General features: G+C 67.3%; 26 protein-coding genes and 1 pseudogene. 19 read left to right on the forward strand and 8 right to left on the reverse strand.

From position 1 onward, the window contains the following. Positions 1-324: pseudogene (locus AB4Z46_RS30490) on the forward strand (protease modulator HflC); the annotation flags it as partial. A gap of 43 nt (positions 325-367) precedes the next feature. Here the strand turns inward: AB4Z46_RS30490 and AB4Z46_RS30495 are convergent. Continuing rightward, the gene (locus AB4Z46_RS30495) at positions 368-1,120 is read right to left on the reverse strand and encodes a GntR family transcriptional regulator (RefSeq protein WP_442287305.1); all 753 of its coding nucleotides are present in this window, start codon (positions 1,118-1,120) and stop codon (positions 368-370) included. Positions 1,121-1,198: 78 nt separating this feature from the next. Next, positions 1,199-1,921 carry an aspartate/glutamate racemase family protein gene (locus AB4Z46_RS30500; RefSeq protein ID WP_442287306.1) on the reverse strand — a complete coding sequence of 241 codons (723 nt, stop codon included), beginning with the start codon at positions 1,919-1,921 and terminating at the stop codon, positions 1,199-1,201. A 142-nt stretch (positions 1,922-2,063) separates the two neighbouring features. On the opposite strand from AB4Z46_RS30500, the gene AB4Z46_RS30505 reads away from it, so the two are divergent. Beyond that, positions 2,064-3,371 carry an MFS transporter gene (locus AB4Z46_RS30505; protein ID WP_442287307.1) on the forward strand — a complete coding sequence of 436 codons (1,308 nt, stop codon included), beginning with the start codon at positions 2,064-2,066 and terminating at the stop codon, positions 3,369-3,371. A 19-nt stretch (positions 3,372-3,390) separates the two neighbouring features. Next, on the forward strand, positions 3,391-4,296 hold the full coding sequence (locus tag AB4Z46_RS30510; protein WP_442287308.1) for a polysaccharide deacetylase family protein: 906 nt from the start codon (positions 3,391-3,393) through the stop codon (positions 4,294-4,296). 8 nt (positions 4,297-4,304) lie between these two features. Here the strand turns inward: AB4Z46_RS30510 and AB4Z46_RS30515 are convergent, their stop codons facing one another. After that, the gene (locus tag AB4Z46_RS30515; protein WP_442287309.1) at positions 4,305-5,303 is read right to left on the reverse strand and encodes an alpha/beta hydrolase family protein; all 999 of its coding nucleotides are present in this window, start codon (positions 5,301-5,303) and stop codon (positions 4,305-4,307) included. Positions 5,304-5,471: 168 nt separating this feature from the next. On the opposite strand from AB4Z46_RS30515, the gene AB4Z46_RS30520 reads away from it, so the two are divergent. From AB4Z46_RS30520 to arsH, 4 genes are read left to right on the forward strand one after another with little or no spacing between them, the layout of a single operon-like run. After that, a complete protein-coding gene (locus tag AB4Z46_RS30520; protein ID WP_442287356.1) occupies positions 5,472-5,798 on the forward strand; it encodes an ArsR/SmtB family transcription factor in 327 nt (108 codons plus the stop codon). 16 nt (positions 5,799-5,814) lie between these two features. Beyond that, positions 5,815-6,303 carry an arsenate reductase ArsC gene (locus AB4Z46_RS30525; RefSeq protein ID WP_442287310.1) on the forward strand — a complete coding sequence of 163 codons (489 nt, stop codon included), beginning with the start codon at positions 5,815-5,817 and terminating at the stop codon, positions 6,301-6,303. A 7-nt stretch (positions 6,304-6,310) separates the two neighbouring features. Beyond that, a complete protein-coding gene (gene arsB / locus AB4Z46_RS30530; RefSeq protein ID WP_442287311.1) occupies positions 6,311-7,387 on the forward strand; it encodes an ACR3 family arsenite efflux transporter in 1,077 nt (358 codons plus the stop codon). A gap of 11 nt (positions 7,388-7,398) precedes the next feature. Next, positions 7,399-8,160 carry an arsenical resistance protein ArsH gene (gene arsH / locus AB4Z46_RS30535; protein ID WP_442287312.1) on the forward strand — a complete coding sequence of 254 codons (762 nt, stop codon included), beginning with the start codon at positions 7,399-7,401 and terminating at the stop codon, positions 8,158-8,160. Between the two features lie 19 nt (positions 8,161-8,179). Here arsH and AB4Z46_RS30540 read toward each other — a convergent pair whose 3' ends face one another. Then, the gene (locus AB4Z46_RS30540; protein WP_442287313.1) at positions 8,180-9,094 is read right to left on the reverse strand and encodes a LysR family transcriptional regulator; all 915 of its coding nucleotides are present in this window, start codon (positions 9,092-9,094) and stop codon (positions 8,180-8,182) included. A gap of 167 nt (positions 9,095-9,261) precedes the next feature. Here AB4Z46_RS30540 and AB4Z46_RS30545 point away from each other — a divergent pair, with 167 nt between their 5' ends. The 3 genes from AB4Z46_RS30545 to AB4Z46_RS30555 all read left to right on the forward strand — a co-directional run bounded on the left by AB4Z46_RS30545 (position 9,262) and on the right by AB4Z46_RS30555 (position 13,299). Continuing rightward, the gene (locus tag AB4Z46_RS30545) at positions 9,262-10,242 is read left to right on the forward strand and encodes a Bug family tripartite tricarboxylate transporter substrate binding protein (RefSeq protein WP_442287314.1); all 981 of its coding nucleotides are present in this window, start codon (positions 9,262-9,264) and stop codon (positions 10,240-10,242) included. Between the two features lie 9 nt (positions 10,243-10,251). Beyond that, positions 10,252-12,090, forward strand: a complete 1,839-nt coding sequence (locus tag AB4Z46_RS30550) for an acyclic terpene utilization AtuA family protein (protein WP_442287315.1) — start codon at positions 10,252-10,254, stop codon at positions 12,088-12,090. Positions 12,091-12,324: 234 nt separating this feature from the next. Next, positions 12,325-13,299 (forward strand): autotransporter outer membrane beta-barrel domain-containing protein, encoded by a 975-nt coding sequence (locus AB4Z46_RS30555; protein ID WP_442287316.1) that lies wholly within the window; start codon positions 12,325-12,327, stop codon positions 13,297-13,299. Positions 13,300-13,327: 28 nt separating this feature from the next. Here AB4Z46_RS30555 and AB4Z46_RS30560 read toward each other — a convergent pair whose 3' ends face one another. Then, positions 13,328-15,061 carry a phosphoethanolamine transferase gene (locus AB4Z46_RS30560; protein ID WP_442287317.1) on the reverse strand — a complete coding sequence of 578 codons (1,734 nt, stop codon included), beginning with the start codon at positions 15,059-15,061 and terminating at the stop codon, positions 13,328-13,330. A gap of 149 nt (positions 15,062-15,210) precedes the next feature. Between AB4Z46_RS30560 and AB4Z46_RS30565 the strand changes: the two genes are divergently transcribed. The 5 genes from AB4Z46_RS30565 to AB4Z46_RS30585 all read left to right on the forward strand — a co-directional run bounded on the left by AB4Z46_RS30565 (position 15,211) and on the right by AB4Z46_RS30585 (position 19,868). After that, positions 15,211-15,663, forward strand: coding sequence for a hypothetical protein (locus tag AB4Z46_RS30565; protein WP_442287318.1), 453 nt, complete (start codon positions 15,211-15,213; stop codon positions 15,661-15,663). Positions 15,664-15,787: 124 nt separating this feature from the next. Continuing rightward, complete coding sequence (locus AB4Z46_RS30570) at positions 15,788-16,396, forward strand: phosphatase PAP2 family protein (RefSeq protein WP_442287319.1); 609 nt, start codon at positions 15,788-15,790, stop codon at positions 16,394-16,396. Positions 16,397-16,408: 12 nt separating this feature from the next. Beyond that, entirely contained in the window at positions 16,409-17,458 is a 1,050-nt protein-coding gene (locus AB4Z46_RS30575; protein WP_442287320.1) for a glycosyltransferase family 2 protein, read from the forward strand. Then, entirely contained in the window at positions 17,455-19,044 is a 1,590-nt protein-coding gene (locus AB4Z46_RS30580; protein WP_442287321.1) for an ArnT family glycosyltransferase, read from the forward strand. Before AB4Z46_RS30575 ends, AB4Z46_RS30580 begins: the two co-directional genes overlap by 4 nt. Next, positions 19,041-19,868 carry a ChbG/HpnK family deacetylase gene (locus AB4Z46_RS30585; RefSeq protein ID WP_442287322.1) on the forward strand — a complete coding sequence of 276 codons (828 nt, stop codon included), beginning with the start codon at positions 19,041-19,043 and terminating at the stop codon, positions 19,866-19,868. Before AB4Z46_RS30580 ends, AB4Z46_RS30585 begins: the two co-directional genes overlap by 4 nt. Before the next feature lie 4 nt (positions 19,869-19,872). On the opposite strand, the gene AB4Z46_RS30590 is transcribed toward AB4Z46_RS30585, so the two are convergent. Both AB4Z46_RS30590 and AB4Z46_RS30595 read right to left on the reverse strand, forming a co-directional pair. Then, the gene (locus tag AB4Z46_RS30590; protein WP_442287323.1) at positions 19,873-20,205 is read right to left on the reverse strand and encodes a protealysin inhibitor emfourin; all 333 of its coding nucleotides are present in this window, start codon (positions 20,203-20,205) and stop codon (positions 19,873-19,875) included. Continuing rightward, entirely contained in the window at positions 20,202-21,284 is a 1,083-nt protein-coding gene (locus AB4Z46_RS30595) for a M4 family metallopeptidase (RefSeq protein WP_442287324.1), read from the reverse strand. Before AB4Z46_RS30595 ends, AB4Z46_RS30590 begins: the two co-directional genes overlap by 4 nt. 314 nt (positions 21,285-21,598) lie before the next feature. Here AB4Z46_RS30595 and cutA point away from each other — a divergent pair, with 314 nt between their 5' ends. Next, entirely contained in the window at positions 21,599-21,913 is a 315-nt protein-coding gene (cutA, locus tag AB4Z46_RS30600) for a divalent-cation tolerance protein CutA (RefSeq protein ID WP_442287325.1), read from the forward strand. Positions 21,914-21,956: 43 nt separating this feature from the next. Then, positions 21,957-22,871: a bestrophin family protein gene (locus AB4Z46_RS30605; RefSeq protein ID WP_442287326.1), complete on the forward strand. Its 915-nt coding sequence runs from the start codon at positions 21,957-21,959 to the stop codon at positions 22,869-22,871. 56 nt (positions 22,872-22,927) lie between these two features. Here the strand turns inward: AB4Z46_RS30605 and AB4Z46_RS30610 are convergent, their stop codons facing one another. Beyond that, the gene (locus AB4Z46_RS30610; RefSeq protein WP_442287327.1) at positions 22,928-23,311 is read right to left on the reverse strand and encodes a hypothetical protein; all 384 of its coding nucleotides are present in this window, start codon (positions 23,309-23,311) and stop codon (positions 22,928-22,930) included. 227 nt (positions 23,312-23,538) lie between these two features. Between AB4Z46_RS30610 and AB4Z46_RS30615 the strand changes: the two genes are divergently transcribed. Continuing rightward, positions 23,539-24,288 (forward strand): DUF899 domain-containing protein, encoded by a 750-nt coding sequence (locus AB4Z46_RS30615; RefSeq protein WP_442287328.1) that lies wholly within the window; start codon positions 23,539-23,541, stop codon positions 24,286-24,288. 120 nt (positions 24,289-24,408) lie between these two features. Continuing rightward, positions 24,409-25,260: a LysR family transcriptional regulator gene (locus tag AB4Z46_RS30620; RefSeq protein ID WP_442287329.1), complete on the forward strand. Its 852-nt coding sequence runs from the start codon at positions 24,409-24,411 to the stop codon at positions 25,258-25,260. Positions 25,261-25,296: the final 36 nt, after the last annotated feature.

Raw genomic sequence — 25,296 nt, forward strand, 5'->3', positions numbered from 1 at the left:
AAGCGGGTGGCCAACGAGCTGCGTTCCACCGGCTTCGCCGAGGGCGAGAAGATCCGCGCCGACGCCGACCGCCAGCGCGAGGTGATCGTTGCCAATGCCTACCGCGACGCCCAGAAGATCAAGGGCGAGGGYGACGGCCGCGCCGCCGGGATCTATGCCGAGGCCTTCGGCCGCGATCCGCAGTTCGCGCTGTTCTACCGCAGCCTGGACGCCTACAAGCAGAGCTTCAACAAGAAGAGCGACGTGATGGTGCTGGACCCCTCGTCGGAGTTCTTCCGGGCCATGCAGGGCTCCGGCTCGACCAGCAACGCGCCGCGTCGCTGAGCACGGCTGCAGGCGCGGGCGGCGGTTCGCGGCGCCTGCCGCCTCACCGCCGCGGAGCCGTCGCGGTGCGCGATGACGGACGGCGGCCCGATGCCTTGGGCGGTCGGGATCGGCTCTTGATCCGCGCCTTCACAAGTGCGGCGAGATCGACCGAGGCGGCCGGGGGATGTTCGGCGATTCGCAGCCGCGTCTCGATCAGCGACAGGTGCACGGTGCCCATCTGCGCAGCCAGCGGCCCGTTGCGCTGCCGCAGCGCGTTGACGATGTCCCGGTGCTCGCTCAGGCCGCAGGTCGGCGCGGCGTCCTCGAACAGGGCGACCAGCATCGAAGTGCGACTCACCATCTCCTGCACGTAGCGGACCATGAACGGGTTGCCCGACATCTCGGCCAGCTTGAGATGGAAGTCACCCGAGAGCTGCACCGCGCGCGCGCGGTCGCCCTGGTGGGACGCTTCGTGTTCCTGCGCCAGGTGGGCCTCGAGCTCGTCGATCTGGGCGCTGCTCAGGGTGTTGGCCAGCATGAGCAGAAGGCCGCTTTCCAGCATGCGCCGCGCATCGTAGATCTCCCGTGCGGTCGACAGCGTCGGGTTCGCGACGAAGGCGCCCCGGTTGGGGACCAGCTCGATGAGCCGCTCGGTGCCCAGCCGTTGCAACACCTTGCGGATGCGCTCTCTCGACACGCCGAAGGCCCCGGCCAGTTCCATCTCCCCGAGCCGCAGACCCGGCGGCAGCGCGCTCGACAGCAGCATCTCGCTCAGGACATCGTGGATTTCGGCTTCCGGGGAAAGGGCGGTCATGAGTTGGGTTTCACGCGTCGACGGGGAGTGCCCATGATAGTGGGCGCTGCCGACCGGACGCGCGGCCCGCCGGCCGTCTCACCCGCCGGCAAGCCGCTGCGCCAGCGCGGGATCGAGACCCTGGCTTGGCACCGGGAGCGCCGCCGCGTCGCCCGATGCGGGCTGCAGTTCCCGCCGCTCCACGGCTTCCAGCGTCGACTGCAGGCAGTCCAGCAGGCGCGCCGGCGTCCTGTACTCGCCCGACGCCCCGGCCAGCGCCGCGCCGCCGAGCACGATGGTGCCCGCGCCCTGCGCGTGTGCCGTGTCGATGGCGGCCTGGAGCAGGCCGCGGAAGCGGGCCGGGTCGGCGCTCGCGCCGAGGCCGGTGGCGTCGATCGCGCAGGTGCCGCGGTAGTTGGCGTTGAAACCCCATGCCGCGACAAGCTCGTCGAGCATCGGTTCCCAGCGCCGCCCGGCCGTCACCACCGCGAAGCCGGTCGGGTCCGCGTTCGCGGCCCGGAGGGTGGATTCGGCGAGTCCGTACACGGGCACGCCGGCGAGCTCGCGCAGCGCCGCGACCCCGGGGTCGCCGAAGCAGGCGACCACGATGGCGTCCACCGGCCCACGCCGCCATGCGGCCCAGGTCTCCAGCACGCTCTGGGCGGCCACGGCGTACGAGGCGCGGGAGGCGACCACGCCGACCCCGCGCGCGGCCGTCAGCGCCTCGAAGGCCATGGCATGGCCAAAGCCCGCGCGCGCGGCCGACAGCACGCGGTCGGTCATTGCGGCCGTGGTGTTCGGATTGATCAGCAGGACTTTCATCGGGCTGTGGTTCGGGCCTGGACTTTGCATTCTTCTCTAGGTAAAAACACTCGCCTCAAATTGTGCACTATGAATGATACTTTGTGCACAAAACGGGTCGGCCGTTCCAAACTCTTCCTTTCAATCCCTAGCGAGAAAGTTCATGAGCCATCACGTCGCGACTCCTCACCGAGCGACCAGCAGTCCCGCCAAGGTCGCCGGTGCGAGCTTGATCGGCACCAGCCTCGAGTTCTACGACCACTTCATCTACGGAACCGCGGCCGCGCTCGTGTTTCCGAAGCTGTTCTTTTCCCAGGAGGATCCGCGCATCGCGCTGCTGCTGTCGCTGATGTCCTACGGCCTTGCGTTCGCGGCGCGACCGATCGGCGCGGCGCTGTTCGGCCACTTCGGCGACCGCGTCGGCCGCAAGCGCATTCTGTTCATCACCTTGCTCATGATGGGCTTGTCGACCTTCCTGATCGGCATGCTGCCGACCTATGCCTCGGTCGGCATCCTCGCGCCGGCGCTGCTGGCCGTGCTGCGCCTCACGCAGGGCCTGGCATTGGGCGGCGAATGGGGCGGCGCCGCGTTGATGGTCAACGAGTCGGGGGGCAAGGCCAAGGGTTTCCTCGGCAGTCTCGTCCAGGTCGCGAGCCCCATCGGCTTTCTGCTGGCGAACCTGGCGTTTGCAGGGGTCACCGCCGCGGTCTCGGAAGAGGCCTTCATGTCCTGGGGCTGGCGCCTGCCCTTCTTCGCGAGCGCCGCGCTGGTCGTCACCGGGCTGTACATCCGCATGTCGCTGACCGAATCGCCGGAGTTCGAGAAGATGCAGGCATCCCACGGCGCGCCACGCCAGGCGCCGATCGTGGAGGTGTTCTCGCGGCACTACGGCAAGCTGGCCATCGCCGTCGGCGCGCGCGCCGGCAGCGACATCGCCTGGTACGTGTTCTCGCTGTTCCTGCAGGTCTATCTCGTTCGCATCGGCGTATCGAGGAGCGTGGCGCTCCAGGCCGGCATGCTGGCGGCAGTGACGCAGGTGTTCGCGATCCCGTTCTTCGGCTACCTGGCCGACCGCTGGGGCAGCCGCACCGTGCTGGCGCTGGGCGCCGTCGCGGGCATGGGCTGGGCGTTCGTCTTCTTCCGGATGGTCGATACCGGAATACCCGCGCAGATCATCGCCGCCTGCATGGTGGGCATGTTCATCCAGGCCGCACTCTGGGCTCCCCTCGCCTCCTTCCTCCCCGAGATGTTCCCGACACACGTGCGCTTCACCGGCGCCGGGCTGGGCTTCCAGCTCGCGGGCATCGCGGGGGGCGCCTTCGCGCCGCTGATCGCGATCGCGCTGCTCAACCAGTACGAAAGCAGCCTGCCGATCGCCGTCTACGTGGCCGGCTCGCTGGTCTTCGTCCTGGTGGCGATCGCATGCGCCGGCCGTCCCTCTGTTCGGCCGGAACTCGCGCTGTCCCGTTAACCACCCATTTTCCTGATCCATGACAGAAAGCAATGCATCGAATTCCCGCGACTTCCTGGGCTACGGCGAGCGGTTGCCGACCATCGCCTGGCCCGACGGCCAGCGCCTGGCGGTGTCCTTCGTCGTCAACTTCGAGGAGGGAGCGGAGTTCTCGGTCGGCGCGGGCGACGCGTTCAACGAAGCGGTCTACGAAGTCATCGACCGCCAGGAGGTGCGCGATCCCTGCATCGAATCGCACTTCGAATACGGCACGCGCGTCGGCTGGCGGCGCATCGCGGCGCTGTTCGACCGCTTCGAAGGCAAATTCACCCTGAGCGCCTGCGGCCGCGCGGTGGAGGTTTCGCCATGGCTCGCGCGCGACGCCCTGGCGCGTGGCCACGAGGTCTCGGCCCACGGCTACCGTTGGGAGTCGCACGCGGGCATGTCGCAGGACATGGAGCGTTCGCGCATTCGGCAGGCCCTCGATGCGATCGAGCAGGCCACGGGTCGGCGTCCGGTCGGCTGGCACACGCGCTCGGTGCGCACCGCCGACACCCGCCGTTTGCTGGTCGAGGAAGGCATGCTCTACGACAGCGATGCCTACAACGACGACACGCCGTACTTCGTGGGGGTGGGCGGCCGGCGCCACCTGGTGTTGCCCTATGCCTTCGATACCAACGACATGCAGTTCCAGCACACGCAGCGCTTCGATACCGCCGGCAGCTTTGCCGAGTACGTGTGCGACGCCTTCGACTGGCTTTGGAGCGAAGGCGAAGATGTGCCGCGAATGCTGTCCATCGGATTGCATCTGCGCATGATCGGCCGCCCCGGACGCATCGTGGCCCTGCAGCGCATCCTCGAACACATGCGCAGACACGGCGGTGCGTGGATCACTTCGCGCGAGGCCATCGCCAGGCACTGGATCGCAGCATCCGGGTCGGCCTGACATACATCTCAATGCGCTTTCAGTGTCTTGCTGAAAAAGCCAACGACCGCCGCATCGAAGCTCGCATGAAATGCCGCCCGGTCGAAGCCGGGGGCACTGGTGCAAATGACGGGCACCATGGTTGCCAGCGCGCTGCTGCACGGCACCAGAAAGTCGAAATGTCCGGCGTTTGGAACGACGTGGTAGTCCGGTGCCTCCGGCAGCGCGAGCCGCACGGCTTCTGCATAGCGCGGGTGCGGAACGAGCACGTCGTTCTCGGCGCGCCAGAGCTGAACGGGCACCTTGACGTCCTTGAGCCCATCCGGCGCGAAGGTGAATCCGAGCGCCGGTGCAGCCACCACTGCGGCCTTGATGCGGGGGTCGGCCACGTCGGCAGTTGCGGACGTGGCGGGGACGGCCGCACTGCCGCCGCTCTTCGCGACGAGCTGGCACGCAAAGTCGTCCGGGTACTGCCTGCACATCGGTCCGATTCTTGAAAAATCAGGAACGCCGCCGATGCTCGCCAGCGTGGTGAAGCCGCCGGCGGAGAAACCGAACATGCCGATGCGCGCCGGGTTGATTGCGGCGTAGCCGTCCCAAGTCGACAGCATGTGGTCGATCACGCGACTGATCTGCCGCGGCCGGTCCATGATGTCGACGCTGCGGCTCCGATCTGCATGGTTGTCGCCCGTATGGGTGACGGCCGCGACGACGAAGCCGGCGTCGGCCAGCGCAATGGCGGTGTCGAAATGGCCGAGGAACGAACCGCCGGTACCGTGCGACATCACGATCAGGGGCAGGGCCTTGCCTTGCACCGGACCGTTGACCGCGACGCTCATCGTCGTCGGTCCCATCGCCACAGGCTGGGCCGTGGCCTGGCTCGGGTACCAGATGCCGATCTCCAGTGGCTTGCCACCCGGATCGGCGGCAAAACCGTGTTGAAAGCCCGCGGCATGAGCACAGGTGCCGGCAAGGGCGATTACCAGGGTGGCGAGAACGGTGAACGATTTCAATGTGAGCGTTTTCATGGCTTCGGGCTTCCGTGCAGACGACAGTCGGCGATTGTCTGAAGGGCCCCGCGGATGGTCTCGTACCTTGCGACGAAGTGCAGATTCGCTTCGCCAAGCGCTTGTGGCGGGCGCGAAAAAATGCGCCCGATGCTTGATCTCGTGTTTTATTTCGACTATTCTCGAATCATGGAATCAAAGGAAGTCGTTCAAGCGCTGGCAGCGCTCGCCCACCCGTTGCGCCTCGAGGTCTTCCGCGCGCTGGTGGTCGCCGGACAAAGCGGCCTCACGCCCGGCGTCATGCAGGAGGCACTGAACGTGCCGCCTGCCACCTTGTCGTTTCACCTGAAGGAGTTGGCGAACGCCAGCCTGGTCACCCAGGAGCGCGCCAGCCGCAACCTCATCTATCGGGCCGCGTACGACAACATGAATGCGCTGCTGGGCTACCTCACCGACAACTGCTGCCAGGGTGCCGCCTGCGCGGTGGACGCCGCGGGCGATGCCTGCAAGTGCTGAGGCGACGAGCCGAGCCATGACCATCCACGTTCTCATTCTCTGCACGCACAACTCGGCGCGCAGCGTGCTCGCCGAAGGCATGCTCAATCACTGGGCGAAGGCGCTCGGCAAGGACGTGCACGCGTACAGCGCCGGCAGCGCGCCCAGCGGGCGCGTCAACCCTCGCGCGCTGGAAGCGCTGCAGGGCGCCGGTGTCGACATCCAGGGCTTGCGCAGCAAGAGCTGGGACGCGTTCACGGGCGACGCCGCGCCCGCGATGCACATCGTCATCACGGTGTGCGACAGCGCGGCCGCCGAGCAGTGCCCCTACTGGCCGGGCAGCCCGGTCAAGGTCCATTGGGGATACCCGGACCCTTCGAATGCGCCCGAGGCCGGGAAGGCCACCGCGTTCGAACTCACGCGCCAGGCCATCGGCTATCGCATGTTGCAGCTCCTGGCCCTCCCGCTGCACGAGCTCGGCCAGGCCGAACTGCAGGCCGCTCTCTCACGCATCTCCCGGAACTAGTCGCCCGATGACCGCTTCCTCACTGGCCTCCGCCCCTGCTGCCCCACCTGCCATCGGCTTTTTCGAGCGCTACCTGACGGTCTGGGTGGCCTTGTGCATCGTTGCGGGCGTCACGCTGGGGCAACTGATGCCGGGCGTCTTCCGCGGCATCGCCAGCCTCGAGGTCGCGAAGGTGAATGTCCCGGTCGGCGTGCTGATCTGGGTGATGATCATCCCGATGCTGCTGAAGATCGACTTCGGCGCGCTCGGCCAGGTGGCTTCGCACTGGCGCGGCATCGGCGTCACGCTCTTCGTCAACTGGGCGGTGAAGCCCTTCTCGATGGCGCTGCTCGGCTGGATCTTCATCCGGCACGTGTTCGCGCCCTACCTTCCCGCCGAACAGCTCGACAGCTACGTGGCCGGGCTCATCCTGCTCGCAGCCGCGCCCTGCACGGCGATGGTTTTCGTGTGGAGCCAGCTCTGCAAGGGCGACCCCTACTTCACGCTGTCCCAGGTGGCCTTGAACGACGCCATCATGGTGGTGGCCTTCGCGCCGGTCGTCGCCTTGCTGCTGGGCCTCTCCTCCATCGCGGTTCCCTGGGACACCCTCCTGGTCTCGGTCGGCCTCTACATCGTGGTGCCGGTCGTCATCGCGCAGCTGTGGCGCAAGGCGCTGCTGCGGCGCGGTGCCGGCCACTTCCAGGCGGTGGCTGCCAGGCTGGGTCCGCTGTCCATCGCCGCGCTGCTGCTGACCCTGGTCCTGCTGTTCGCGTTCCAGGGCGAGGCCATTCTCGACCAACCGCTGGTCATCGCACTCCTCGCGGTGCCCATCCTGGTCCAGGTCATCCTGAATTCCGGCCTGGCCTACCTGCTCAACCGCAAGCTCGGCGTGAAGCACTGTGTCGCCGGCCCCTCGGCCCTGATCGGCGCGAGCAACTTCTTCGAGCTGGCGGTTGCCACGGCCATCAGCCTTTTCGGCTTCCAGTCCGGCGCGGCGCTCGCCACCGTCGTCGGCGTGCTGGTCGAGGTGCCGGTGATGCTTGCGGTCGTGGCCGTCGTCAACCGCACGCAGGGCTGGTACGAAGCCGGCCCGTCTGCCACCTGAATCACCCCCCCATGAGCGAAATCAGTTCCGTCCGAGATCCAAGCTTGTTCCCGGCGCTCGACGCCGACCTTTTCGACGTGCCGACGACCGCCCGCCTTGCCGTCGGCGCGTCATCCCGCCACAGGCCGCGCTTCCTGATGCTCTGCGGCTCGTTGCGCGAGCGCTCCTACAGCCGGCTCTTGAGCTTCGAGGCCGCCCGGCTCCTGGAGGCCATGGGCGGCGAGGTCAGGGTCTTCGACCCCACCGGCCTGCCGCTGCCGGACAGCACGCCGGACACCGACCCCAAGGTCCAGGAACTGCGCGAACTCGCCCGCTGGTCCGAGGGCATGGTCTGGACCTCGCCGGAGCGCCACGGCGCGATGACCGGCATCATGAAGGCGCAGATCGACTGGATTCCGCTTGCCTTGGGCGCGGTGCGACCGACCCAGGGAAAGACCCTGGCCGTGATGCAGGTCTCGGGCGGCTCGCAGTCCTTCAATGCCGTGAACCAGATGCGCGTGCTCGGGCGCTGGATGCGGATGCTGACCATCCCCAACCAGTCGTCGGTCGCGAAGGCCTTCCAGGAGTTCGACGAGGCCGGCCGCATGAGGCCCTCGAGCTACTACGACCGCGTGGTCGACGTGATGGAAGAGCTCTTCAAGTTCACGCTGCTGACCCGCGATGTCAGCGCCTATCTGGTCGACCGCTACAGCGAACGCAAGGAGAGTGCGGCGGCGCTTTCCCTGCGAGTCGATCTCCTTCAGTCCGGATCCCTGGCCGCCAACTCGCCTTGATCGAGGACGCAGCACCGCCCTACCGCAGCGCAGCGCTCGCGGCCGCGCCCCTGAACGCCCGCTCGAGCTGATCGCGGCACTGCGTCATCGCCGTCGAGAAGAATCCCTTGCGGCGCCAGAACAAGCCCAGCTGGATCTCCCAGGTCCGCGCGGGCGGCGGCAAGGACGCGAGACCGGCGCCCATCGACGAATGCAGCATCGCATTGGTCATGACCGTGAGCAGGTCGGTGCTGCGGACCAGCGCGGCGAAGATGGCCGGTGACGCGTCGGCCTGCACGGCCACCTCCGGCGGCACCAGGCCGTTGTCGACGAACATGGCCGTGACCCATTGCCGCAGCAGGATGTCCGACGGCGGCAGCAGCCACTTCTGCCGCGCCAGCTCCGAGAGCGTGAAGCTGCGTCCCAGCATGGCGTGGCCTTCGCGTGCGACCACCGAGCTGCGCAGCGCGGCCAGCGGCGTCACGCTGAGGTCGGCCGGCAGTTCCGGCGGTATCGTCGCCACGGCCAGGTCGAGCTGTCCCGCCTGCAGGCTGCGCAGCAAGCCGCCGCTGAGCCGCACCTGGATGTCGAAGCGCAAGGCGCCGTCGCCATCGACGAAGCGCGTGAGCATCGGCGCCACCACCGGTTCCACGACCGCGGGCACGGCACCGATGCGCACCAGGCCGCTGCCGCCGGTCTTGATGTCGGCCACTTCGGTGCGGATGTCGCCGACCAGCAGCTCCAGCGCCCGGCTGCGTTCGTAGAGCACCTTGCCGATCGGTGTCAGCGCCACCCCGCGCGCGGTGCGCTCGAAGAGCCTGACCTCCAGCGCCGTCTCCAGGCGCCGAATCGACTTGGTCAACGCCGGCTGGGTGATGCCGATGACGGCTGCGGCGGCATGCAGGTTGCCGGCCTCGGCGGCCTTCACGAAAGCGCTGACATCCTTGATCTGCATGGGTCTCCTTCAATGACGCCGGCGGCGTCCGATTCCAGATCGTTATCAATGTAGCCTGGAAACGGCGATGCGCGGGCCGCCGTCCCGCCCCATCATCCGGTGCGGCTGTTCGCCGCGCCCCGCCGCCTCGATGCCGCGCGGGGCTTCCATCACGAGGAGACAAAAACATGTTCTTGCGCAGGCATTGGCGCCGATTCGGCGCGCTGGCGGTGGCGATCGCCTCCGCGCTGGCCGCACCCGCCGCCCCGGCACAGGCGAGCTACCCGGAGCGCCCGGTCCGGATCGTGGTGCCCTACCCCGCGGGCGGCAACACGGACGTCATCACGCGCGCGGTCATGAAGGAAGTCTCGGCCCGGATGGGCCAACCCTTCGTCATCGACAACAAGCCCGGCGGCAACAGCATCCTGGGCACCGACATCGTGGCCAAGGCGGCGCCGGACGGCTACACGCTGCTGGTGGTGATCGGCGCCTACGCCAACAACCAGTGGCTCTACAAGTCTCTGCCCTACGGCCCGAACGACCTGGTGCCGATCACGCAGATCTCGCGCACCTCGCTCGTGCTGGTGTCCACGCCGCAGCTGGCGGTGAGCAGCATGGCCGAGTTCCTCGCCGCCGTGCGACCGACCGGGCAGGCGACCTTTGCCAGCAGCGGCATCGGGTCGGCCGCCCACCTGCTGGGCGAACGCTTCGCAAAGGCCGCCGGCTTCAAGGCGACGCACATTCCCTACAAGGGCACGGCCGACGCGATGAACGACCTGGTCGGCGGCCGGGTCGGCTTCATGTTCGACGCCGTCTCGGCCGTGGGTCCGCAGATCCGCGCCGGCAAGCTCAACGCGCTGGCCGTCACCGGCTCGACGCGATCGGCGCAACTGCCCGGCGTGCCCACCATGACCGAACTGGGCTTTCCGCAACTGGTGTCCTACGCCTGGGGCGGCCTGATGGCACCCGCCCGGACGCCCGACGCGATCCGGCAAAGGCTCGCTTCCGAAATCGCGGCGGCCCTGCAAACGCCCGAGCTCAAGGAGCGGCTGGCCGCCATCAGCACGGACGCCGTCGGCAGCACGCCGGCCGAGTTCGCCCGTTTCCTGGCCGAGGAGAACCGCATCGGCGCGGAGGTGATCAAGAACTCCGGCATCAGCCTGGACTGAGCAGTGGCAATGGCTTCCAACGCTCCCGCGCTGCTCGGCGGCGCCTGCGCCTTCATCGGCGACAGCGTGCTCGGCCCGCGCCAGCTCGTGCAAGTGCCGGGCATGCAATACCTGGTGTTCGACTATCTGTCGGAGATGACGCTGTCGAGCATGGCGCGCGCCAAGACGCGCGATCCTTCGCAGGGCTATGCCAACGATTTCGTCGACGTCACGCTGGCCGAGATTCTTCCGGCCTGCGCCGCGCGCGGCATCCGGCTGATCGCCAATGCGGGCGGGCTCAATCCGCGCGCCTGCGCCGCCGCCATCGATGCCCTGCAACTCAAGCTCGGCACGGCGCTCAAGGTGGCGTTCGTCGAGGGCGACGACTGCCTGGACCTGATGCCATCCCTTCGCGCCGAGGGCGTGGCCGATTTCTACACCGGCGTGCCGATGCCCGAGGGACTGGACAGCGCCAACGCCTACCTCGGCGCATGGCCCATCGCGCGAGCGCTCGATCTGGGCGCCGACATTGTCGTCACCGGCCGGATCGTCGACAGCGCCACGACACTGGGTGCGTTGATCCACCACTTCGGCTGGAGCGCCTCGGACTTCGACCTGCTCGCCGCCGGCTCGCTCGCGGGCCACCTGCTCGAGTGCGGCGCCCAGGCGACCGGCGGCATCCATACCGACTGGGAGGACGTACCCGATTGGGAGAACATCGGCTACCCGGTGATCGCATTCGACCGCGACGGCGCCTTCAGCCTGACCAAGCCGGATGGCACCGGCGGCATCGTGCGTGTCTCCACCGTGGCGGAGCAGGTGCTCTATGAAGTCGGCGACCCCGCTGCCTACATGCTCCCCGACGTCATCTGCGACTTCAGCGAAGTCCGCGTGGCGCAGGAGGGACCGAACCGCGTGCGCGTGACCGGCGCGCGCGGCCGCATGCCCAGCGACAGCTACAAGGTCTCCGCGACCTACCAGGACGGCTTTCGCTGCGTGGCGCAGGTGTCGGTGTTCGGCATCGATGCGGTGCGCAAGGCGCGGCGCACGGGCGAGGCGCTGCTCAATCGCACGCGCACGCTACTGCAGCAATCCGGCCACCGCGACTTCGACAAGGCCGCCGTCACCGTGATCGGCGCGGAGGACAGCTATGGCCCCCATGCCGGCGAACACGCCGAGCTGCGCGAAGCGGTGGCGCGGGTGGCCGTGGTGCATGCGAGCGATGCGGCACTGGACATGTTCTCCCGCGAATCGCGCGCCGCCGGCGTCTCGTGGGCGCCCGGCAGCACCGCGGGCAGCGCGCTGACGCTGAACGGCAAACCCGCCGTGGAACCACGCTACCGGCTCTTCACCTGCCTGCTCGCCAAGACGCGGCTGGCCGCTCCCTGCATCGTGGTGGCCGGCCGCCGCGAGCGCGTCGTGATCCCTGCCGGCTCGGCGCCAGGGCCGGTATCGCCCGTGCACGCGGCGGCCCCTGCCGACCCCATCCCCCGCGACTGGATCGAAGTCCCTCTGATCCGCATCGCCCATGCCCGCTCCGGCGACAAGGGGGACCACTCGAATGTCGCCATTTTCGCGCGCCGGGCCGAACTGCTGCCGTACATCGAGAGGTCCATCGACGAACGAACGCTGGGCGCCTATCTCGCGCATCTGGTGAAGGGCGAGGTCCGCAAGTACGGCGTGCCGGGGCTGCAGGCGTTGAACTTCGTTCTGCAGCACGCACTGGATGGCGGCGGGCCCACGTCGCTGCGCACCGACCCGCTGGGAAAGGGCATGGCGCAGATGGTGCTGGGGATGCCGGTTCGCATTCCGTCGACGCTGGTCGAGCCGGCGGCGTTAATCTCAAGTACGTTCAGATTGCCTTCATGATTGCAATCTAGAGTTACAGCCGGGCCGGTCGCGCGGCCCTTTGAAGCCGGCGGGCTGCTTCCTTGCCGATCTTCGACGCGCGGGTTCGCCTGGAGCTGAGGAGTACGACGAATGCGTCTGTCTTCTGGAACTCGACATCACGCAGGCCATTGGGTGGTGGCAGCCGCCGTTCTCGCAACGGGTGGCCATGTTTGGGCGCAGTGCCTGCCATCGATCTCGCCATCCTGCGCATCCGTGCCGCCCATCCCCGTGGGTGCGCGGCCCGAAACCGGCGCCTACTTCGGCAACCAGCATCAGTCGGGCGTTCTGTTCGTTCACAGCCTGGAGGACCGCCAGGGCGGCTGGGGCTGGCAACCCCGGACGGGCATCGTGGAGCAGCAGCGCGGGGTCTTCGACCTGCGAGTGGGCGGCGGCGGGGATCGAATTCGCGGCGACAACGGCGGTTTTGACATCGACAGCAAGGCCGCATTGGCGCAGGGCACGGCGACCCTTGGCCGCTGGTCGCCATTCGGAGGCTCCGACAGCATGTACTTCGGCGCCATGTTCGGCTATGGGGCCACGCGAAGCGATTCGCAGGCCGTCCCGGCCTCCTTCCAATCGCAAGGCAACACCAGCGGCTACAGCGTCGGCGCCTTCGGCACCTGGTATCAGGATGACCTCACCCGCGCGGGTTGGTACGGCGACCTCTGGGGCCAGTACGCGGGGTTCTCCGACCGCGTCCAGACCGTGTTTCGGGAACAGGTCGACTACAACTCGCACGCCGGCATCCTGTCGGCCGAAGGCGGCTACGTCGTCCGCCTGCAAGACAGCAGCTGGTCGCTCGTGCCGCAGGGCCAGTTCGTCTACGTCCACAACCACACCTACAACGTGACGCAGCTGGATGGACTGCGGGTCGACGGTGCGCATCGAGGCGGCTGGCTGTCCAGGGTTGGCGTGCGCGCGGAACGCGAGCCCTTCAGATGGGCAGGCGCCGCCGTTCGCCCGTTCGTGACACTGAACTGGTGGCACGACGCGCTGGGCGACGAGGTGGTGGTCAACAACCTGTCGACGCGCTACCTCTACCCCTCCGATCGCTTCGAGTTCAAGGCCGGCGTCGACGCCAGGTTCCAGGGGGGCTGGATGGCCTGGGGCAACGTGGGCCTGCAAACGGGCAGCCAGGCGTACCAGGCCTGGACCGTCCAGGCCGGAACAAGATTCGTCTGGCAATGATGACGCGGGGACGGCCCTCCTCGTGCGCTCAAGAGGCCGCGCCGGCGCGACATTTCGCCAGCGCATCGAGCGGCGCCGCGTAGGTCGGCGACACCACGTCCATCACACCCAGAACGGTGTGGTACAGATTGTCGTGCGTGAGCGGTGCGTCCAGACCCGCCTCCATGCAGTCCAGCGAAAGCTTCCGGCGCGAGCGCATTCCGTCGCCGAACCAGGTGACCATCGGCACGTGCTTCTGGACCTCGGGTGCGAAGCTGTAAGGCACGCCATGCAGGAACAATCCGTACTCGCCCAGCGACTCGCCGTGATCGCTGACGTACAGCAGCGCCGGGTCGAAGTTCTTCGCTTCGCCCTCGAGCCAGGTGATGAGCTGCCCGAGAAACCTGTCCGTGTAGACGATCGAGTTGTCGTAGGCGTTCACCAGTTCGCCATGGCTGCACTCCGCCAGCGCATTGGTCGTGCATTCGGGCAAGAAGGTCTTCGCGTCGGCCGAAGAGCGCTTGTAGTAGGCCGGCCCATGGCTTCCCATCTGGTGCATCACCAGCACCACGCCGTTGCTGCGCCGCTCGGTCGGGAGAGCGGCAATTCGCGCGTCCAGGTTCGCCAGCATGAGGTCGTCGAGGCACTCGTCGCCGTCGCACAGCGCGCTTCTCACGGCCGGGTCGGAGGACTCGAACACCGAGGCATGCGGCACCCGATCGCAGACGCCCTTGCAGCCGCCTGGCTGATTGTCGAGCCAGAGGACCGCGAGGCCGGCGGCGTGGAGGACGTCCATCAGGTTCTCGAAATCGTCCTTGCGGGATTCGAACGCCTGCTTCCCCAACGGAGAGAACATGCAAGGCACCGAGGCCAGGGTATTGGTGCCGCACGAATGGACATTTCGATAGCTGAGCACGCCGTGCGCCGCGAGTTTGGGGGTGGTGTCCCGGGCGTATCCGTTCAGGCCGAAGTGGTCGGAGCGCGCGGTTTCCCCCACCACCAGCACCAGCAAGGGCGGGCGCGACTGCCCCGCGTAGCTGGCACCCAGGGCCGTCCCGGCGGTCACCGGAATCAGCTTTCGGTTGCGCTGGAGCAGAGGTCGCACGATGGCGGTCGACCCCGAGTACAGGCTGGCCAGGGGGTTGATCATGTAGCGCAGATGGACGTTGTTGCGCATGAGGGGTGCCAGCTGGCGGCTCATCGCCAACGCGCCGGCTGCGGCGATCGCCACCGCGGCGAAGAGCAGCAGCGCATTGCGCCAGACCTGCGATGCCAGTCGCATGGGAAGGACCTGCACCCGCCACAGCACCCACGCAGGCACGGCGCAGACCAGCAGCACGTTCATCAACAGGCGAAGGCTCAGCAGGTCGCGCACCTCGTGGGTGTCGGTCTGCAGCGCGTTGGCCAGCATGCTGGGATCCATCACCACGCGGTAGGCCAGCATGTAGTGCTGGGCCACGGCGGCGATCACGACCACGGCGAACCAGAGCGGCTTCATCCAGCGCGACCAGGCCATGAACGACAGCAGGGCGATCGAGCCGCAGATGGTCAGGAGCGCCATCAGGAGCACGGTGGGAACGTAGACGCTCGGAGCGCCCCCGAGGCGCGCCAACTCGATCCACAACGGCCAGTTGGCCGCGATGGCCAGGTACACGCTCAGTGCGATGACGATGCCGCGCGCGGAACGCGGCCGCGGCTGCCACCACCGCGAAGGCCGGGACTCCGGGGCCGAATCGCCCGTTGCGTTGGAAGGTGCCGACGGAAGCCCGTGCTCGGAGTGCATCCTGCGAGGATAGGCACTGGCAGTGAAACGCCCCTGAACTGCAGAGTCAGGATCCGTTCAGATTGCGAGCGACGACGCGGCGTCCATCGGGCCTCGCGCCGCGATGCGGTTCAGCTTGCCTTCAGAACCGCGGCCTAGAGTTGACCGCCATGCTCAACCGGCTGCGTCATCTCATTGCAAGGCAGTGCCTCTGGTGGTGCCTGGCCGGCGTGCTGCTGATCGTCCTGCAGCCCTTCCTCTGTGCGGACTCCCGCCAAGGCCGCATGGACGACGAGGGCGAGCTCAACGTCCGCAGTGCCGCCGCGTCCTGGGCCATCGAGGCCGACGATCGAAGCGGTCCCGATTCGGGCGTGGAGACCACGCTCTTCGTCCCCGCGACCGCGGGCATCGACACGCCGCATGCACTCAAGCACGGCATCGACTGCCTGCTGGCGCTGATCTTCCTGCTCGTGCCTCTGACGGTGGCTTCGCGACGCCTCGCCGGGGCCTACGACGACATGGCGCCTCCACCCGTTCCTCCCCGCAGCGGGGCACCTCCTCCCCCAACCGCATGCCGCTGGCACCGATTGCCGCCGAAAACGGCTCCTCCCCTCAGCTGCTAGGAACCGGCGCGCCTCGCGCGTCGAGCCCCGTGGTGCGCCGCACCTCGGGATCCGGCAAACAGATTCGGAGGTTCGACATGAACAGATTGATCCGGTGCCCGCGCGGCGCCCACGATGCTTCGGCATGCAGCGCTCGGGGGCTTCGATGAAGGAACTCGACCTGACCCTTTTCACCTGGATGGCCGCAGGCCACCAGCCCAACGCATGGGTCCTGCCGGCCGCGGCCCTGATCGCGGTCTGGGGTCCGTGGATCGGCGCGGTGCTTGTGGCCTGGGTGTTCGCGCGCAAGCCCGCTCAGCGCGGCTACATGCTGGCCACCTTGTGCGCGCTGGCGGTGGCCGCACTGCTGGCGCATTGGATCGCGTCCGCGCTCGGTTTCCCACGGCCGTTCATGGCGGGTCTCAGCCCCGCCTATGTTCCCCACGGGGCGCGAGGGTCGCTGCCAAGTGCGCACGCTTCGGTGATGTTCACGCTCGCGCTCGCGCTGCTCGTGCGCCCCGGTCTCCGGCGCATCGGACTGCTGGCGACCGTTGCGGCATGCGCCACTTGCTGGGCCCGCATCTACGTGGGCATCCACTTTCCGCTGGACATCGCCGCAGGCGTCCTGCTGGCGATGGCGATCGTGTCGATCATGAGCGTCTTCTTCGTCGTCGGGCGCTACCTGGCCACGGTCGTCGCCCGGCACGAGATTCCCGCACTTGCACCGAAGGCGGCCGACAAGTCGGCCGGATGAAGGAGGCCTCCCATGACATACGCACTTCATTCCACTGACGACGAGATCCTCATGAGGGATCTCATCGAGAGCGCCACGGCCGCCTCGGTCGTGGCGGCACCACCGGTCGTTGCGAGCAACCGAAGCATTTCCTGCGTCATCCCGTGCTTCAACGAAGCGCGGAATCTGACCGCGCTGCTTTCGCAGCTGGAGGAAATCCTCTGGGAAACGAAACTGGCCTGGGAGATCATCGTGGTCGACGATGGCAGCACCGACGACACGGTCACCGTGGTCGCGGAGTGGTGCAGGCTGTCGGGCTTCCGATGCGTCTCGCTGTCCCGCAACTTCGGCAAGGAGGCAGCGATCACGGCGGGCCTGAGCGCTGCGCACGGCGACGCGGTCATCGTTCTCGATGGCGATCTCCAGCACTCGCCGACGCTCATTCGCACCATGGTCGGCCATTGGCTCGGGGGCGCCGAGGTGGTCTATGCGGTCCGCCAGGAGCGCGACGACGAAAGCGCCCTGAAACGCGCCGGCACGCGCCTTTTCTACAAGCTCGTGAACGCGTCCGATCGCTTCGCCCTTCCGGAGGATGCCGGCGACTTCAGGCTGATGGATCGCAAGGTCGTCAATGCATTGCTGAGCCTGCCGGAGCGCAGTCGATTCATGAAAGGCCTCTATGCCTGGGTCGGTTTCAAGGCGGTCGCAATGCCCTACACCCCCGCCCCGCGGCTGCAGGGCAAGAGCAAGTTCAACGGCATGCGCCTCTTCAATCTCGCCATCGAAGGCCTGACCTCGTTCACCACCTGGCCGCTGCGAATGGTCACGGTCGCGGGGCTGCTGCTGTCGGTGCCGGCCTTTGGCTATGGCGCCTACCTCATCGTCGAGCACCTCTTCGTCGGCAACGACGTCTCTGGGTGGACGACGATCGTCGTCAGCCTGATGTTCTTCATCGGCATTCAGATGATCTCCACCGGCATCCTGGGCGAGTACGTCGCCCGCATCTTCGAGGAGGTCAAGGGGCGGCCTCTCTATGTGGTGAAGCAGGAGCTCGGCCACGACATGAGTCAGCCGCAACCATGAGGCACGCCGACATCCGGGGTCCGTCGGGATGGCGGACCGCGTGGGTCTTTGTGGGGATCTTCGTCTGGCTCGCCGCGGTCGCATGGTTCAGGCCCTTCATGGCCCCCGACGAAGGCCGCTATGTCGGCGTCGCCTACGAGATGCTGCACAGCGGCGACTGGCTGGTTCCGAGACTCGACAGCCTGCCCTTCTTCCACAAGCCTCCCTTGTTCTACTGGCTCAGTGCGGCGTTCATGTCGGTGTTCGGCATCTCCGAATGGGCCGCGCGGCTGCCGTCGGTCCTCGGTGCGTCCGTGGCGGCGGGCGCACTGTTTCTGTTCCTGCGGCGCTGGGTCGACGTCCGCCACGCAACCGCTTCGACCGTGGTGCTGGCCACCATGCCGTTCTTCTACGCCGGCGCGCAGTTTGCCAACCTGGACATGCTGGTCGCGGGCTGCATCTCGGCCACCGTGCTGCTGGCGATCCACGCCACCCTCGCGAGAGAGCAGCAGGAGCCCTGGCGCGCAGCCCTGGCGGGCGCCTTCGCGTTTGCGGCGCTCGGTATCCTGTCGAAGGGACTGATCGGCCTCCTGCTGCCGGGCGGGGTGTTCCTGCTGTGGTGCGCGGCGACACGCCGCCTGCGGGCCGTTGGCTGGTCGATCGCATGGCTGCCCGGCTGGTGCATCTTCGTTGCCATCGCGGCGCCCTGGATGGTCGCCATGCAGCTGCGCTACCCGGACTTCTTCGACTACTTCATCATCACCCAGCATTTCCGGCGCTTTTCCGGTTCCGGGTTCAACAACGAACAGCCGCTGTGGTTCTACCTCCCGATCGTCGCCGGGCTCGCGCTGCCATGGTCGGCCTGGTTCGTCGTGGCCTGGTACAAGGCGCGTCCGTTGCGCAAGCCCGTGCTGTCCGAGGTGGACTGGCTCATGCTGATCTGGTTCGCCTGCATCATCGGGTTCTTCTCCTTGCCCCGTTCCAAGCTGATCGGCTATGCGCTGCCCGCCCTGCCCCCGTTGGCCTACCTGATCGCGCGCGCCGCACTCGCCGTCACGAAGGCACAGGGGCCTTGGCCACGATCGCTGCGCGCCACCGCGGCACTGGCCGCCGCGATCTGCGTGGCGACCGTCGTCGCCGTGGGCCTCGGGGTGTCGCAGCCGAGCACTCGTCTGCGACTGCCCGCCAATCTTCAGGTGGCGCCGGCCGACCAGTTGCTGATGCTCGACGCCTACTACTACGAGCTGCCGATTCACTGGAAGCTTCGCAGGCCCGTGATGATCTCGGGCAACTGGACCGCGGACGCCATCAACCAACGCGACGATTGGCGCAAGGAGGTGTTCGACGGCGGGCGGTTCGAGCCGCAGCGCAGTTCGAAGCTGCTGGTCGACGGCTCGCGGCTCTCGGACGTGCTGTGTGTCCCCGCGACCACCTGGGTGATCGGCCCTTCGAACTCGCAGCTTCAGAATCCCTGGCTGGCGCATGTCGAATTGGTGGCGCTCGCCCAGACCGCGGCGGTCTGGCGCTTCCCCGGCAGCGCCACGCGGGATCCCCAGTGCCTCCAGGCCGCGGGGAGCGAGGCGCCGCCGGCGTCGGCCCGGCCATGACAGGTGTCGCACCGCTCCCGGATCGCTACCTGTGCGTGTGTGCCGACGACTTCGGCATCAGCGAGGGCGTGAATTCCGCGGTGCTCGCACTTTCCGAACGGCGAAGCATCTCGGCGACCGGCTGCATGGTCGAGCGCCCGGCATGGCGCCTCGGCGCCCTCGGGCTCCGCGCGCTCCGGCCCGGGCACCTGGAAGTGGGGCTTCACCTGGACCTGACCATGGTGCCGCAGGCCGCGTTTTCGGAGGCGAGCCTGGCCAGCCTCGTGCTCCGAAGCCACGTGGGACTGCTTCGACCCGCGCGCATTCGTGAGCAGATCCGCAACCAGCTGTCTCGTTTCGAGGACGACCTCGGCAGGCGCCCTTGCTTCATCGACGGCCACCGGCATGTGCACCAGTTGCCCGTGGTGAGGGATGCACTCGTCGAGGAGCTCGCGTTGCGCTACCAGGCGCCGCTGCCGTGGGTTCGCAGCACCGCCGCCTCGCGGCGACGCGCGGCGGGCGACACGTCCAAGGCCGAGGTGATCTTCGCCCTGGGTGGCGAGAAGCTGCTCGAGGCTGCGCGCCTGCGAGCGGTACCGACCAGTTCCGCCCTGCTCGGCGTCTACGACTTCGCGGGCGGCGCCGACGGCTATCGAAGCCGGCTGCTGCGCTGGCTCGAGGCCTGCCGTACGGGCGACGTGCTGATGTGCCACCCCTCTCGCGGCACGGCTTCGGACCCGCTCGACCTGGCAAGGCGTGCCGAGTACGAGGTGCTGCGAGAGATCGAGTTTCCGTTCGAGTCCACAAATGGCGTGGTGCGGCTTGCCTGCAAGTCGCTGACATGAGGCCTCAGGGAAGTGAGGGTTTGGCGAGCGATTCGAGGACGGACGGCATGGCATCGTCCGACACGTCGAGCACCTGTTCGACGCCGGCCGAGTACTGGACGTGAAGGCGATAGCTGAGACGATCCGCGCCGGGCGCAGGGCCGGCCGGCGCGCCGCGGACCCTCGCCGGCCCATGGGACGCAGCCGCCTCGATCACCTGCGCCAGCGCTTGCTGCTGGGCAGCGCTGAGCGCCACATAGTCGTGCGTGGCACTCACGGCCAACCCGGCCAGCCCGCCACGACGCTCGATGCGCACGCTGCGCACCGTGGGTCGAGATGGACCCGCAGGCTGCGTCATGGGTTCGGGAGGACGACTCCCACCTCGTTCCAGGCGCTCCTGCACTGGGCCTGAAGCGTCGCGCCGCCGAATTTCAGCGCCGAGGCGATGGTCAGCCCGGCGAACTCGCTGAACGTCGCATCGCTACGCAACGCACGGTTGATGCAGGTGTCGTACCAGACCTTGATGGCGTTTCCCCATGCCTGCCCGCCTGCCGCGCGCGCGAAGGTGGCAAACGCCTTGTTCGGCACTCCGCTGTTCTCGTGCACGTCTGCGGTCGGATCGAGTTGGCTGTAGAGCTCGGGCTGCGGCGACAGGCAATGCTTGGCGGAAGGCTGGACCATGTCGCGCAGGCAAGTGAAGCCCTTGGCCTGAGCAGGGGGCGCCATGATGCCCGCGCCGACCAGCCAGCCGCGCGGCTCGGTCACGGGCCAGTTGTTCAGCCATTGGTTGAACACGGTGCCGAAGACATCGCTGATGCTTTCATTCAGCGCGCCCGACTCGCCCTCGTAGCGCAGCGCGCTGAGGTTCTGCGTCACGCCGTGGGTGAGCTCATGTCCGATCACGTCGGGCGACAGGTACATCTCGCCGAACAACTTGCCGTCCCCGTCGCCATAGACCATCTGCGAGCCGCTCCAGAACGCGTTGTCGTAGCTTTTGGAGTAGTGCAGGCTGGACGCCAAGTCGAAGCCCTTGTTGTCGACCGAATTGCGGCCGAGCACCGTCTTGTAGAACTCCACCACCTTGGCGGTGGTGTCGAACACGGTCTTGAAGCCGCCGGCAGGCGCCGCCACCGCCTTTCCCGGCAGTCCCTTGCGATGCATGCAGTCGAACAGATGCTGCTGCGGGACGTGGACCGCCGCGCCGGCCAGGAAGCGCTCCGGGTCGCGCAGCGTGGCGATGCGGTGCGCTTCGCGCAGGCCGCGCAGGCGTTCGGTTTCCAGATAGGTGTCCTGCAGGGACTTGCGCGTTGCGGCGTCGACCCCCGGGTCGCGCGAGTATTTCTTCAGCACACCGGGCGGGACGATGAAGCAGCACATCGATCGAAAGTGCAGCGCCCGCTCATCGGAAAGATGGCCAGAAGTGTCGGGAAATGACATGGCGTTCTCCTTGCTAATCCCCGGACTCTCGGCATTCAAGGCTGGCGCCGGGCCGGAAGGCCATTGGGAACCTGAACACTGCAGTTTGCGACCTCCGCGCGAAGGAGCCACGGCGCGGGCAAGGTCAGTGTCGGGTCAGCCTATCTGTCGTCATCCTTTCTGTCGTCATCCCAAAGCGAATTCGGGTCAGCGTGTCCCGGCTGCAACGGTCGCTCAGCGTCTGTTCCGTGCGCTGCTTCGAAACGCAGCGTGCGGAGATTGGCATTTCAGCGCGCGTGTTCGACAATCACCCGCGCCCTTCATCGAGATGCCACGTGATCGCCGCTGTCACCACCACTGTCGCCACCGCCGAGCAGGCGAGCGCGCTCGCCACCGCCATGGTCGAGCGCCGCCTCGCCGCTTGCGCGCAGCTCACGCCGATCGACAGCGTCTATCCTTGGCAGGGAGAACTGCACCGCGAACTCGAAGTCCGCGTGCTGTTCAAGACCACGGTGCGGCTGCAGGCCGCGCTGATGGCGGCGATTGCAGAGTGCCATCCCTACGAGGTTCCGGATATTCACGCGGAAACGCTGGCAGCCGTGCATCCGCCCTTTGCGGACTGGGTGGCCGCGAACGTGGTGAGCGGGTAGCGCTTCATGCCTTCGATGACCCGATGAACCCGACCCTTGTCCGATGATCATTCGCCCCCGACCGCACTGGCTGCGCATGCTGTTTGTCTGGCGGGGTTCGGTCCTGCCCGACATTGCCCCCCAATTGCTGGCGACGACCGCTTTCGCCATCGTGGTCACCGCGCTCCATGGCCGCCTGTTCGCGTGGAAGATTCCGCTCAACTTCGTGCCGTTCTCGCTCATCGGCCTGACGCTGGCGATCTTCCTTGGATTTCGCAACAGCACGAGCTATGCGCGCTACTGGGAGGCGCGCACGCTCTGGGGTGCGCTGCTCAACGAGACGCGCGCGCTGGTGCGGCAGGCGCTGACGCTGGCCGATCCGCCCGCGGAGGTCCCTGCGCTGACAGCGCGCCTGATCGCGTTCATCCACGCCCTGCGCCATCAGTTGCGCATGACGGATCCGGCGTCCGATTTCGAGCGATTGCTTTCGGCCGAGGAGTGTTCTCGCTTGCAGGCCGCGCGCTACAAGCCGGCGATGCTGCTGCTCATGGCGGGCGAATGGCTGCGAGACCGCCGCCAGGCCGGACAGCTGTCACCGGCTCTCGTACAAGCCATGGAAGGGCCGCTCGGCCGCCTGACTGAAGCCCTGGGCGGTTGCGAACGCATCGCCGGCACGCCGATCCCCTTCACGTACGCCGTCATCATCCATCGCACGATCTACCTGTACTGCGTGTTGCTGCCCTTCGGGCTGGTCGACGCGATCGGGCCCATGACCCCGGTGATCGTCGCCTTCATTGCATACACCTTCTTCGCGCTCGAGGCGCTGGGCGCGGAGATCGAGGAGCCCTTCGGCACCGCGCCCAACGACCTCGCCCTCGATGCGATGTCGGCAATGATCGAGGCGACGCTATGCGAAATGATCGGCGCCGCGCAGCCGCCGCTGCGGGACGTCGGCCAGACGGGATTCATCCAAACCTGAGCCCGCCTCACAAGGGCACCGGGCTGCAAGCGGTGGCACGCGGGCCGTCTCCGGCTTCAGAGGGCACGCCATGCGTCGAGACAGTGAGCCGCCAGTGCGGTGACCCAGAAGGGTTCATCGGGATCGAAGGCAAGCCCGAACCTGGGCGTGATGAGAAATCCTGCCTTCTCAAATGCAGATGGATCTGCGGTTCGAACGAACGAAGCAAGCGCGTCGAATGGCACGGACAGATTCCCGATACTGACGACCGGCGCCTGCATGGTGATCTCTTCCAGCCTGCCGCCATCCTGAAAGCGGAAGACGACCGACTCGTAGTCGAGTTCATTGAGCCCGACGTCGTTTCGGCAGGTGCGCGCGGGATCGCCTCGCAGCTTCAAGATCTCTGCCCGCGAGGCCGAGAACGACACGTCATCGACGCGAACGAACGGGTCCAGCTTCATTGAATCCTCCGGAGCCCCTTCGGCCACGGCGGGACGCTCGCTAGTCGCCTGAATTCCGCCACACTTGTTACTCCCCATGTTCGCGTTGCCGGTGCCAAACTATCTCACGGCCAACGACGAGCGATAAGCAGCGAAATGGAATCCACGAGGCCGGGAACTCACTCTGCCAGGAGATTTCAGCCATGACCACGTCAACCGAGAACGGACGAAGAAGCGAACAGCCTGCCATGCACACACCTCCGGTCGTGTCGGCGCAAGCCTGGGAGGCGGCCCGCGAGCAGTTGCTCGTGAAGGAAAAGGCCCAGACGCGCGCCCGCGACGCACTGGCCGCCGAGCGCCGGCGAATGCCGTGGATGGCCGTGGAAGCGGCGTATGCCTTCGAGGGGCCTGCAGGCAAGGCCAGCCTGCTCGACCTGTTCGACGGCCGGCGCCAGTTGATCGTCTACCGCGCCTTCTTCGAGCCGGGCGTGTTCGGCTGGCCCGACCAGGCCTGCCGGGGCTGCTCCATGGTGGCCGACCAGGTCGCGCACCTCGCCCACCTGAACGCCCGCGACACCACCCTTGTCTTCGTCTCGCGTGCGCCCCAGCCGGACATCGCGCGGCTGAAGGCGCGGATGGGCTGGGAGATACCGTGGTTCACCCTCACCGACCGCTTCGACGCCGACTTCGGCGTGGACGAATGGCATGGCACGAACGTGTTCTACCGCGACGGCGACCGCGTGTTCCGCACCTACTTCATCAACAGCCGCGGTGACGAGCAGATGGGGAGCACCTGGAACTACCTCGACATCACGCCGCTGGGCCGGCAGGAGGTCTGGGAAGACTCGCCCGAAGGCTATCCTCAGACTCCGGCCTACAAGTGGTGGAACTGGCACGACAACTACCTCGCAGACGCAGCGCCCGACAAGAAGTGGGTCGAGGTGTCGGACGCCGGAGAAGCGGCGTTCCGCAATGAGCACCCGAACACGAAGCCATGAGGCCGGAGCGCCGCATCGACCGCCACCCGCGATCCATCAAAGAGCCTGCGGGGCACTTTTCGGGTTCACAAGCAACGACACGCGCGCCATCGCAAGTGCATTCACAATGGCACCATGCGCATGGAATGGAGCGACCTTCGGATCTTTCTCGCCATTGCGAAGGAAGGCTCGCTCGGCGCCGCTGCGCGCCATCTCGGACAGAGCCAGGCCACGGTGGGGCGAAGGCTCCGTGCGCTCGAGGAGGCCATTGGACACCCGCTCTTTCTCAGAACGGATGATGGATACACACTGACCGATGAAGGCGCCGCGGTCCTGCCCCGGGCCGAGCGAATCGAGGGAGAAACGCTCGCACTCCAGCGTGAACTGTCGGGCAGAGATCCAGAGCTCGAAGGCGTGATCCGCCTCTCGTCCTCTCACTGGTTCGGCGAGCACCTTCTCACGCCGGTGCTGGCCGAGCATGCGGCGCGTCGACCCGGCGTGGTGATCGAACTGATCACGAGCGCGCGGGCCTACAGCCTCCTGCGGCGGGAGGCGGACGTGGTGTTCCGGGTCTACCCTTTCGACGATGCGGAGATCGTGTCCCGTCGACTGATGAGCATCTCCTACGCGGCCTACATCAAGTCAGGCGCCAGACACCCGGCTGCAGGCGACGGCGCCGGGACGACCCTCGTCACGATGGACACGGTCTTTGGCGCCATGTCCGATGCGGTCTGGCTGAAAGGGATCCTTCCGAACGCCACGGTGATCGCACGCAGCAACAATCGCGACGTCCAGGCGAGGATGTGCGCACTGGGCGCGGGCCTGGCCGTGCTGCCTTGCCCGCTCGGCGACTCGATCGCCCAGCTGGAGCGGGTCGACCTCGGTGACGAGCCGCCACACCGCGACACCTGGTTGGGCTATCACCGCGACCTTCGGCGTCAGGCAAGACTGCAGGCGCTGCTCGATCTGCTGATCGCACGCCTGGCCAACTGAGCGTCGGATGCGCACTGGGTGCCGGCGCGGCATGAG

Origin of the sequence: Variovorax sp. M-6 (assembly GCF_052114385.1) — a bacterium.
Taxonomy (GTDB): Bacteria; Pseudomonadota; Gammaproteobacteria; order Burkholderiales; family Burkholderiaceae_C; genus Variovorax.